Origin of the sequence: Pseudomonas sp. 44 R 15 (genome assembly GCF_900004965.1) — a bacterium.
In the GTDB taxonomy this organism is placed as follows: domain Bacteria; phylum Pseudomonadota; class Gammaproteobacteria; order Pseudomonadales; family Pseudomonadaceae; genus Aquipseudomonas; species Aquipseudomonas orientalis_A.
Window position 1 is genome coordinate 1,303 of the sequence record NZ_CVTU01000085.1, and the last position, 11,121, is coordinate 12,423.

Annotated in this window: 9 protein-coding genes and 1 pseudogene; 5 read left to right on the plus strand and 5 right to left on the minus strand. The window is 59.8% G+C overall.

Annotation, left to right across the window (positions count from 1 at the left end):
• Positions 1-190: 190 nt before the first annotated feature.
• Positions 191-1,516 (minus strand): sigma-54 dependent transcriptional regulator, encoded by a 1,326-nt coding sequence (locus BFP93_RS10605; protein ID WP_065893031.1) that lies wholly within the window; start codon positions 1,514-1,516, stop codon positions 191-193.
• Positions 1,517-1,844: 328 nt separating this feature from the next.
• On the opposite strand from BFP93_RS10605, the gene BFP93_RS10610 reads away from it, so the two are divergent.
• Complete coding sequence (locus BFP93_RS10610; RefSeq protein ID WP_065887392.1) at positions 1,845-2,105, plus strand: hypothetical protein; 261 nt, start codon at positions 1,845-1,847, stop codon at positions 2,103-2,105.
• Positions 2,106-2,158: 53 nt separating this feature from the next.
• Here BFP93_RS10610 and BFP93_RS10615 read toward each other — a convergent pair whose 3' ends face one another.
• Genes BFP93_RS10615 through gnd form a run of 3 tightly spaced genes read right to left on the minus strand, consistent with a single transcriptional unit; the run spans position 2,159 to position 5,483 of the window.
• Positions 2,159-2,983 (minus strand): Cof-type HAD-IIB family hydrolase, encoded by an 825-nt coding sequence (locus BFP93_RS10615; protein WP_065893032.1) that lies wholly within the window; start codon positions 2,981-2,983, stop codon positions 2,159-2,161.
• Positions 2,980-4,503 (minus strand): glucose-6-phosphate dehydrogenase, encoded by a 1,524-nt coding sequence (gene zwf / locus BFP93_RS10620; RefSeq protein WP_065887394.1) that lies wholly within the window; start codon positions 4,501-4,503, stop codon positions 2,980-2,982. The genes BFP93_RS10615 and zwf overlap by 4 nt, the downstream gene beginning before the upstream one ends.
• A complete protein-coding gene (gene gnd, locus BFP93_RS10625; RefSeq protein WP_065887395.1) occupies positions 4,500-5,483 on the minus strand; it encodes a phosphogluconate dehydrogenase (NAD(+)-dependent, decarboxylating) in 984 nt (327 codons plus the stop codon). The genes zwf and gnd overlap by 4 nt, the downstream gene beginning before the upstream one ends.
• 259 nt (positions 5,484-5,742) lie before the next feature.
• On the opposite strand from gnd, the gene BFP93_RS28870 reads away from it, so the two are divergent.
• The 4 genes from BFP93_RS28870 to BFP93_RS10640 all read left to right on the plus strand — a co-directional run bounded on the left by BFP93_RS28870 (position 5,743) and on the right by BFP93_RS10640 (position 10,536).
• Positions 5,743-5,919, plus strand: coding sequence for a DUF6026 family protein (locus tag BFP93_RS28870; RefSeq protein WP_163003427.1), 177 nt, complete (start codon positions 5,743-5,745; stop codon positions 5,917-5,919).
• A gap of 154 nt (positions 5,920-6,073) precedes the next feature.
• Positions 6,074-7,816, plus strand: coding sequence for a phosphoethanolamine transferase CptA (locus BFP93_RS10630; protein WP_065893033.1), 1,743 nt, complete (start codon positions 6,074-6,076; stop codon positions 7,814-7,816).
• 128 nt (positions 7,817-7,944) lie between these two features.
• Positions 7,945-10,182, plus strand: coding sequence for a TonB-dependent siderophore receptor (locus BFP93_RS10635; RefSeq protein ID WP_065893034.1), 2,238 nt, complete (start codon positions 7,945-7,947; stop codon positions 10,180-10,182).
• 141 nt (positions 10,183-10,323) lie between these two features.
• Positions 10,324-10,536 carry a hypothetical protein gene (locus tag BFP93_RS10640; protein ID WP_065893035.1) on the plus strand — a complete coding sequence of 71 codons (213 nt, stop codon included), beginning with the start codon at positions 10,324-10,326 and terminating at the stop codon, positions 10,534-10,536.
• A 278-nt stretch (positions 10,537-10,814) separates the two neighbouring features.
• Here BFP93_RS10640 and BFP93_RS29005 read toward each other — a convergent pair.
• Positions 10,815-11,121: pseudogene (locus BFP93_RS29005) on the minus strand (hypothetical protein); the annotation flags it as partial.

Sequence of the window (11,121 nt, forward strand, 5' to 3'; positions counted from 1 at the left end):
GGCTAACCCGGCGTCCTGCCGGGTTACCCACGGATTCAAGCCTGCGTTCGGCCAGCGTGGTTTAACGGGGCGCCTGAGATCAAGATCAAAAGCAAGAGCGGCTCGCTTCGCATCGTGGTTACCGGCTACGGCGGTGTGTGGCCTATGCCCCCTCCCACATTTTGATTTGCATGCACCCTTTGAAAAAAACCTAGCGGATCTGGTGTTTGTGCAGCAGCCTGTAAAACGTCGGCCGGGAAACGCCCAGCACCCGGGCCGCGATACTCAGGTTGTCGCTGTGCCGGTGAAGTACGTCGCACAACGCTTGGCGCTCGGCGCGGTGCTTGTAATCTTCCAGTGTCGCCATCGGCGGCGACACGGCCTGCGGGCCTTGCAATCCCAGGTCAACCGCCTCGATCTGGCGCCCTTCAGCCAGGACCAGGCCACGGCGCACACGGTTGGCCAGTTCACGCACATTGCCCGGCCACGGGTGTCGGCCCATCGCCACCAAGGCCTCTTCGCTGAAGCTGCGCGGGCGGCGGCCGGTTTCCTGGCTATAGAACCGCGAAAAGTGATTGGCCAGCATCGCCACGTCGCCATGGCGTTCGCGCAGGGGCGCGGTGACGACTTGCAGCACGTTCAGCCGGTAATACAGGTCCTCGCGAAAGGCGCCCTTCTCGACGGCGGCCTCAAGGTCAACGTGGGTCGCAGCCAGCACCCGCACATCCACCGGGATGGGCTGGCTGCCGCCCACGCGCTCGATCTGTTTCTCCTGGAGAAACCGCAACAGGTTGGCTTGCAGCTCCATGGGCAGATCGCCGATTTCATCAAGGAACAGCGTGCCACCGTGGGCCGCCTCGATGCGTCCGACCTTGCGCTGATGCGCACCGGTGAAGGCGCCCTTTTCATGGCCGAAGAGTTCCGACTGGATCAGATGTTCAGGAATCGCTCCGCAGTTGATCGCCACGAACGGCTTGGCGTGTCGCTGGGACTGCCGGTGCAGCATCTTGGCCACCAGTTCCTTGCCGGTGCCGCTGTCTCCCCGTATCAGTACCGGCGATTCAGTGGGCGCCAGCTTCGACAGCAATTTGCGCAGTTCGCGAATGGGCCGGCTATCGCCCAGCAACTCATGCTCAGGCCCGCCCACCGGGGTGTGGCCCTTGCCGCGCAGGCGCGCCATGCCAAAGGCGCGCCCGAGGGTGACCTGCACCCGCGACACATCGAACGGCAAGGTGTGGAAGTCAAAAAACCATTCGCAGACGAAATCCCCGACGTTCTGCAGGCGTAGCACGTCCTGGCTGAGTACCGCGATCCATTCGGTGCCGCTACGACCAATCAACTCCTTGACCGCCTCGGGCCGTTCCAGATGACAAGGCTGCAACCGCAACAGGCCGACATCGCAGGACCGCTCACCCACATCTTCGAGGGTACAGCTGTCGACTTCCCATCCGACCGTGCGCAAGCCGGGCAGCAACCCGTGACAATCCTCGCAGGGGTCGACGACCAACAAGCGGCGTTGCGCAGAAGTCACAACCATGACTATTCCTTGGCGTCAGTTTTTATTAATAGAAACAATAGTTTGTAGCGACCAGACAGCAACATATCAAAATATTGACGCCGCGCTTGTACCCTTTCGCTATAAGTGCGAGCAAAAAGCCATCAACCCGTAAAAAGTTGCCCACCGGCCAAACGTTAGTTCCGCTTTTAAAACAGCCGCTTAGATGACTTCAGTCAGGGAAAGTTAAAATTTCTTGTCCTGGCATGTGACCCGCCCCCCACCATCGTGCATCAGTACAAGTAACCCACCGCACGGTCAGCCCAACCGCCGGTATTCACTTGAATGGGCACAGAGAGAGACGACACACATGAACGCTCCGCTGCGCATCAACGAAGCTCTTTTGATTGCAGACCGTGCCTTCCAGCCCTTCCAGTGCGTGGCCTGGCACGACGGTCATGGCGCCCTCAGCCTGAGCGTCATCGACCGCACCAATACCCGTATCGGCAGCCAACAGCTGTCATCGACCACTTACACTGACCCGGCGCAATTGGAAGACTTGCTGTTGCAGGCCCGTGCCGAGCTCGACAAAAGTGGCTACCAGTTGCAGCAATGGGCAATGCCCAAGTAAGTGAGGCGGGAACTTCCGATCACTGCATTACAGTGATCGGAAGTTGCACTTACTTATCGCGCGTTGAGTATAAATCGCTCGAACGCTTCGGCAGCACCGTCCTCGACATTGCTGCCGGTGACCACGCTGGCCTGACGCTTGACGGCTTCTTCCGCCTGGCCCATGGCAATCGATAAACCGGCCACCTGAAACATCGCCGGATCGTTGCCGCCGTCGCCAATGGCTGCCGTTTGCGCAAGCGGCACCTCGAGGTGCGCCGCCAGGGTCTTCAAGGCCTCGCCTTTATTCGCCAGCATCGCCGTCACATCCAGATAAACCGGTTGGGAACGTGAGACCTGGGCCAGACCCTTTACCTTGGGCTGCAACTGCGCTTCCAGCTCCACCAGCAACTGCGTGTTATTGCTCGCGGCGACGATCTTGTCGACCCGGTCCAGGTAGGGCTCGAAACTCTCCACCACCACCGGCCCATACCCCAGGCCGTCGGCTTCGCGCTGTTCCATCGGCCCTGGCGAGTCACGGCGCAGCCAGTCGCCATCGGCGAACACCCAGACTTCCACATCCGGTTCGGCCGAGAACAGTGCCAGGGTCACTAACGCCGCTTCCGCCGGCAGATGGTGGGCCACCAGGATGCTGCCATCGGGGTTGATCAACGTACCGCCGTTGAAACCCGCCACCGGCACGTCGATACCGAAGGTCTCGATCAGGTGCATCATGGCCTTGGGCGGGCGCCCGCTGGCCAGGCTGAAAAACACCCCGGCATCACGCAACGCGCGAATCGCATCGGCTGTGCGCGGGCTGAGGCTGTGATCCGGATGCAGCAAGGTGCCGTCCACATCACTGAGGATAAAACGGATGGGATGAATCGCTGCATCACTCATCCGAGGCTATGCCAGGCACGGCCATCGCGGGCCAGCAATGCATCCGACGCCGCCGGGCCATCTTCGCCGGCCTTGTAGGTCTGGATGCCATCGTCTTCTTTCCAGGCATCCAGGAACGGCTGCACGGCGCGCCAGCCGTTCTCGATATTGTCGGCGCGCTGGAACAGGGTCTGGTCGCCGGTCATGCAGTCGTAGATCAGGGTTTCATAGCCCGTCGACGGCTGCATCTCGAAGAAGTCCTTGTAGTCGAACCCCAGCTCGATATTGGCCATTTCCAGGGTCGGCCCGGGCTTTTTGGCCAGCAGGTCGAACCACATGCCTTCGTTCGGCTGGATCTGGATCTTGAGGTAGGTGGGCTTGAGCTCATCGACGTCGGTGTCGCGAAACTGCGCGTAAGGCGCCTGCTTGAAGCAGATCACGATCTCGGTGTCGCGAATGCTCATGCGCTTGCCGGTTCGCAGGTAGAACGGCACGCCGACCCAGCGCCAGTTATCGATCATCACCTTGAGCGCAACGAAGGTCTCGGTGCTGCTGTCAGGCGCGACATTGGCTTCTTCGCGATAGCCCGGCAGTTGCTTGCCGGCGATTTCACCGGCGGTGTACTGGCCGCGCACGGAGTTGGCCCGCGCATCTTCCAGGGACCAGGGCCGGATGGCACCGACCACCTTGGCCTTCTCACCGCGCACTGCGTCGGCACCGAAGGCTGCCGGAGGCTCCATCGCGACCATGGCCAGCAACTGGAACAGGTGGTTGGGCACCATGTCCCGCAACGTGCCGGTTTTTTCGAAAAAATTGCCCCGGGTTTCAACGCCGACGGTTTCTGCGGCGGTGATTTGCACGTGGTCGATGTAATGGTTGTTCCAGAACGCCTCGAACAGCACGTTGGAGAAACGGCTGATCAGGATGTTCTGCACCGTTTCCTTGCCCAGGTAATGGTCGATGCGATAGATCTGCTTCTCGCTCATCACCTTGAGCAGGCACGCATTCAACGCTTCGGCGCTGGCCAGGTCGGAACCGAACGGTTTCTCGATGACCACGCGGCGAAACCCCTCCTGCGTCTCATCGAGCAACCCGGCACTGCCCAGGCGCTGCACCACTTCACTGAAGAAGCGCGGTGCTGTCGCGAGGTAGAACACCGCATTGGCGCTGCCGCTGTCGGCAATTTTCTGCGCGATATCGGCGTAGGTGCTGTCGTCGAGGAAGTCACCCTCGACGTAGCTGATGCCTTTGGCCAACTGGGCCCACAACTGTGGGTCCAGCCCATTGTCGGCATTGCCCCGGACCTTGCCGGCGGCTTCGGTGCGAATGAAGTCCTCGAGTTTCTTGGCGAAGTCAGCGTCGCTGATGGCGTTGTGATCAACACCCACAATGCGCAGGCCATCGCCCAGCAGCCCGTCGCGACTCAGGTTGTACAGCGCCGGCATCAGCAGGCGCTTGACCAGGTCGCCATGGGCGCCAAACAGAAACAAGGTAGTGGGTGGAGCGGGTTCGGCCTTGGGTTTCTTGCCGTTGGCGGTCATTTTTTGGAAGTCTCCACGTGGCCGCCAAAGCCGAAGCGCATGGCCGAGAGCATTTTGTCACCGTAGGTGCTCTGCTGGCGCGAACGGAAACGGGCGAACAGCGAAGTCGACAGCACCGGTACCGGCACCGCCTGCTCCATGGCCGCTTCGATGGTCCAACGGCCTTCGCCGCTGTCAGCCACGGAACCGGAATAGCCGTCCAGCTTCGGATCGGTCGCCAGGGCGTCGGCGGTCAGGTCCAGCAGCCACGACGACACTACGCTGCCACGACGCCAGACTTCGGCAATGTCGGCCACGTTCAGGTCGAAGCGTTGGTCTTCGGGCAGGTTGTCCGAGTTCTTGGTCTTGAGAATGTCAAAACCTTCGGCAAACGCCTGCATCATGCCGTATTCGATGCCGTTGTGGATCATCTTGACGAAGTGGCCGGAGCCCGCCGGGCCGGCATGGATATAGCCGTGCTCGGCACGCGGGTCGGCGGAGGCCGAACGGTCCCTGGTGCGTGGGATGCTGCCAATGCCAGGCGCCAGGCTCTTGAAGATCGGATCAAGGCGCTGCACGGTTTCGACGTCGCCACCGATCATCATGCAGTAGCCGCGTTCCAGCCCCCACACGCCGCCGGAGGTGCCGACGTCGACGTAGTGCAGACCCTTTTCCGCCAGGGCCTTGCCGCGACGTACGTCGTCTTTGTAATTGGTGTTGCCGCCATCAATGATCACGTCACCGCTTTCCAGCAGCCCGCTCAGTTCATTGATGGTGTCTTCGGTGGGAGCGCCCGCCGGTAACATTACCCACACAGCGCGAGGCTTTTGCAGGCCGGCCACCAGGGCTTTCAAGTCGGCGACGCCGGTGGCGCCCTCCTCGCTCAGGCCTTTGACAAAGGCTTCGTTACGGTCATATACAACGGTGGTATGCCCATTGAGCATCAGGCGCCGCGCAATGTTACCGCCCATGCGGCCTAGTCCGATAATCCCCAGTTGCATGTGCTGATGCTCCTAACTGCTAAAAAATGTGTGACATAGTTTATAGCGCAATGAGGCTAATGAGGGTTAGTCCAGAGCGGATCCGCGTAGTTTCATGCTAAAAAAGTTGCCAGCATTTCACCATCACGGTGGCAAAAGTCACACGACCACCAAAAATAAAAAAGTTCCCTTGATGTGAAAAAGAATTCAAACTTGCCACGACTGCTGCCGCTCACCTGTTTCGGCGGCGCGATCTACCCGGCTATTTGCGAGGCAAGCAATGAGCACAGCACAGATGACCCGACCGCCACAGACCCTCTACGTCAGCATCCGCCGCGATGAATTGCGTCAGTTGAAGGACGAGCGCGATCAGTTGCAACAGGAAGTCCTGCGCCTGCGTTCCCACCTCCAGGCCCAGCTGGAGCTGCCGTCCGGCGCCAAGCCCGCACTCTGCTGAACGCCTTTGGTTAGTTTGTAAGGCAATACCTACAGAAAACTCACAAAGTTTTCACACGCCTGTCCCGATACTCCCGCCCGCGATGCCGCTCATGTTCTGAGCGGCCCGATGTTGCGCGCGTGTGCGCGACGATCATTTTCTGATGGGGCGCTGGATGGCGATGTTCAAACGCAGCACGACGACTGCGAAAGGTTTTGATTGGGCCGGCCTTGGCTGGCTATTCCTGTTTTTCTGGTATTTCTCGGGTATTACCCAACTGCTTATCCAACTGACCGGTACGTCCGGCTTCAGTGGATTCCGCCAGGCATTCTTCATGAGTGCACTGTGGCTGGCGCCGATGCTGCTGTTCCCCCGGCAAACGCGGGTACTGGCCGCCGTGATCGGCGTGGTGCTGTGGGCCTGCTCCATGGCCAGCCTGGGTTACTTCTTTATTTACCAGCAGGAATTTTCCCAGAGCGTGATCTTCATCATGTTCGAGTCGAACATTTCTGAAGCGGGCGAATACGCCACCCAGTATTTTGCCTGGTGGATCGTGCTGGCGTTCATTGCCCACACCGCGTTCGCGGTGTTCCTGTGGACACGCTTGCGCCCGGTGTACTTGCCGCGCGGCCAGTCGATCGTGGCGGCCATCGCCATCGTATTGGCGATTGTCGGCTACCCGCTGGTCAAGCAGATCGCCACCAGCGACACCATGGAACAGGCCATCGACCGCTTTGAAACCCGGATCGAACCGGCTGTGCCCTGGCAGATGATCGTCGCCTACCGCCGCTACACCGAACAACTGGACAACATGCAAGGCATGCTGACCAGCGCCAGCCAGATTCCACCCTTGAAAAACCTCAAGGACAGCATGGCCGGCCAGCCGTCCACGCTGGTACTGGTGATCGGCGAGTCCACCAACCGCCAGCGCATGAGCCTCTATGGCTACCCGCGCAATACCACGCCGGAACTGGACAAGCTGCGCGACCAACTGGCGGTATTCGACAATGTCATCACCCCGCGCCCCTACACCATCGAAGCGTTGCAACAGGTACTGACCTTCGCCGACGAAGAAAACCCTGACCTGTACCTCAAGACGCCGTCGATCGTCAGCGTGATGAAACAGGCCGGCTACAAGACGTTCTGGATCACCAACCAGCAGACCATGACCAAGCGCAACACCATGCTCACGACCTTTTCCGAACAGGCCGACGAGCAGGTGTACCTGAACAACAACCGCAACCAGAACGCCCGCCAATACGACGGCGATGTACTCGCGCCGTTTTCCAAGGCCCTGGCCGATACCGCCGAGCGCAAGTTCATCGTGGTGCACCTGTTGGGCACGCACATGAGCTACCAGTACCGGTATCCGCCGACGTTCGACAAGTTCACCGACCGCCAGGGCGTGCCGCCGGGTGTCAGCGACGCCCAGTTGCCGACGTACAACAGCTATGACAACGCCGTGCTGTACAACGACTTCGTGGTCTCGAGCCTGATCAAGGACTACGCCAAGACCGACCCCAACGGCTTTTTGCTGTACCTGTCGGACCACGGCGAAGACGTGTTCGACTCTGTCGGCCATGACACCCTGGGCCGCAACGAAGGCAAGCCGACCGCGCCGATGTACACCATTCCCTTTATGGCCTACGCCTCACCCAAGTGGCGCGAAAGCCACGACTGGAGCTTCGCTGGCGACCTGCAGCGGCCTTACAGCAGCTCGCAGCTGATCCACACCTGGGCGGACCTGGCCGGTTTGAGCTTCGACGAGCTGGACCGCAGCAAAAGCCTGGTCAGTGACAGCTTCAAGCCGCGTCCCCTGCTGATCGGTAACCCGTACGAAACCAAGCAGAAAGCCTTGATCGACTTCAGCCTGATCAAACCGAAAAAGGCCGATAGCACCGAGGTGGTGGTCAAGTAACCGAGATGTTTATAAACGAAAGATAATAATCATTCTCGTTAAAGCCTAAAGTTCCGCGCCTCCTTTCGTCTTTGAGCCATACCCGCCCTTTCCGGGGCGGCCTCAAAGACGACAAGGAGTTCGCCGCGATGCTCGCGCCTTTCACCCGTTCCATCACCCTTACCCTGGGCCTGTTCAGCCTTGCGCCAAGCGCTGAACTGCTGGCCGAAACCGACCCCGAACACGCCCCCGCCAGAGCGCTCGAACTGGGCGCCACCCGCGTCACCGCCGACGGCCTGGGCGCGACCACCGAGCACACCGGCGCCTACACCACAGGTTCCATGAGCACCGCCACGCGCCTGAACCTGTCAGTCAAGGAAACCCCGCAATCGATCTCGGTGATCACGCGCCAGCAGATGGATGATTTCAACCTCAACACCCTGACCGATGTGTTACGCCAGACCACCGGCATCAACGTCCAGCACAATGACTCCGACCGCGTGTCCTATACCTCCCGTGGCTACGGCATCAACAACTTCCAGATTGACGGGATGCTCAACACCTTCGGCTACATGAAGAGCGACGCCGACACCATCATCTATGACCGTATCGAAGTGGTGCGCGGCGCCACCGGCCTGACCACCGGCGCGGGCGATCCTTCGGCCACCGTCAATATGGTACGCAAGCGCCCGACCGCCCAATGGCAGGCGAAAACCGGAATCAGTGGCGCCACCCATGACAACTATTACAGCTACCTCGACGTCGGCGGCCCGCTGGCCTTCGACGGCAAACTGCGCGGGCGCAGCGTACTGGCGTACCGAGACAGCAAATCCTTGCGTGATAACTATGCACTGCAGCGCGCGGTCGGCTACGGCATTCTCGAGGGCGACCTGTCCGACGACACCGTGCTGGCCGTAGGTTTCGATTACCAGGACAAGCAGGTACAAGGCACGTCCTGGGGCACCGTGCCCTACTGGAACGGCCAGGGCGGCAAGGCCGGGCTGTCGCGCTCCACCAATATGGCCGCGCACTGGAGTTCCTGGCCGCTGACCGACAAGACCACCTTCGCCACCCTCGACCATCGCCTCGGCGGCGACTGGCACCTGAAGGCCGCCTACACCCATCGCCAGAGCGATACCGATGGCAAGGTGTACTACGGCGGCGCGGGTTTCCCCAATGCCGACCGCAGCGGGATGACCGCCTGGGCCAGCCATATGCGCGGCACGTCGAGAATGGAAGCCATCGACCTCAACCTGGCCGGCAGCTACGCGCTGCTGGGCCGCGAACATGCGCTGATGATGGGCTATGGCGAGGCCGCGCAACGGGACACTTCGCCCTTCATGCGCAACAATCTGCCTGCCAGCTATTACCCCATCGCGGACTGGAAGCACATGGGCGGTATCGGCAAGTTCACCGATGAGGTCACCGACCTCAAGGGCGAGCACAGCAAGAAACAACAGAAAGCCGGCTACCTCGCCACTCGCCTGAGCCTGACCGACCGCCTGCATGCCGTACTCGGCAGCCGCTACGGCAGTTGGGAGCTGGAAAGCGCCACCCCCGAATACAACGCCAACAATCAACTGACCGCTTCCGGCAAGACCGGCCAGACCCATAACGATATGTTCACGCCCTACGCCGGGCTGCTGTACGACATCACGCCGCAGTACACCGTCTACGCGAGCTACACCGACATTTTCAAGCCGCAAAGCGCGAAAGATGTGAACAAGAAATACCTGGAGCCGGTGGTTGGCAGCAACTATGAAGTTGGCCTCAAGGGCAGCGTGCTCAACGAGCGCCTGAACCTGGCGGCGGCGTATTTCTGGAGCACCCAGGACAACGTTGCCGAGCGCGATGACGCGGTGCCGCCCAACCCGGTCACCGGCGAGGAATACTATAAATCCGGCGGCAAGGGTAACAAGGTGAAGGGTTTCGAGCTGGAGGCGGCCGGCGAAATCACACCGGACTGGAACCTGACCGCCGGCTACACCTACACCCATTCGGTGAATGGTACCGGCCAGCGCAACAACACCGGCCAGCCGTTGAACCTGCTGAAAATATCCAGCGCTTATCGCCTGCCGGGGGCCTGGCGCAACCTGACCGTGGGCGGCGCGGTGAATTGGCAGAGCGACATCCATGAGTTCGGCAACCGGCCCACGGGCGAACGCAATGACAAAGGCAACTTGATCACCACGCGGGCAAAGATCGAGCAACCGGGCTACACCGTGGTCAACCTGATGTCGCGCTACGAGTTCGACGAGCAGCTGACGGCGTCGATCAACGTCAATAATCTGTTTGACAAGAAATATTACGAGCGCGTCGGTTTTTACAATGGCGTGTATTGGGGCGATCCGCGCTCGATTACCCTGGCATTGGACTGGAGGCTGTAGCACCCTGCCCTGCGAAGTTAAAAACTATTAACTTCGCGGGGCAATTTCGTTAATTCCCACTTAATAAGATAGCGCCATAGTCGCCCCACGATCCGATCATGGAGTGACCGGACACCTATCACTATTAATGGGAATACCGTCATGAAACTTTCGACACTGATGCTTGCCAGTCTGATGACCCTGACCTCCGCCGCCGCCTTTGCAGAGGGCGGTTCAGAGCGTTCCAGGGAGTTCTACAAAAACTTCAGCTTCATTCAGGAAACAACTCACGGCAAGGCCGAACAGCAAGTTGTGTCCGCCGATGGCAAACCGGTTAAAGCCACTACTGCCGAACCCGCCCAACCCAAAAGTTGATTTAATACTGAGTTAATCCGCAAGTACCCTGTGCCAACCCGCTCCTTTGGCAAAGGTTTTATTGGGCGCCATTCAATGGCGCCTTTTTTTTGCAGTGCTTTTATTAAAGTGACTTGTTCCATAACAACAATTGATCGTTCCTTGATCGTTCTCATGCTCCGCGTGGGAACGCATCCCGTGACGCTCTGCGTCACCATTACGCGAGTGCCGTTTTTTCGCTGACAGCAGGACGCGGAGCGTCCGGGGCGGCGTTCCCACGCGGAGCGTGGGAACGATCATCATCGCGCCTTTTTTGCAGTGCTTTTATTAAAGTGCCTTGTTCCATAACAACAATTGATCGTTCCTTGATCGTTCTCATGCTCCGCGTGGGAACGCATCCCGTGACGCTCTGCGTCACCATTACGCGAGTGCCGTTTTTTCGCTGACAGCAGGACGCGGAGCGTCCGGGGCGGCATTCCCACGCGGAGCGTGGGAACGATCATCATCGCGCCTTTTTTTGCAGTGCTTTTATTAAAGTGACTTGTTCCATAACAACAATTGATCGTTCCTTGATCGTTCTCATGCTCCGCGTGGGAACGCATCCCG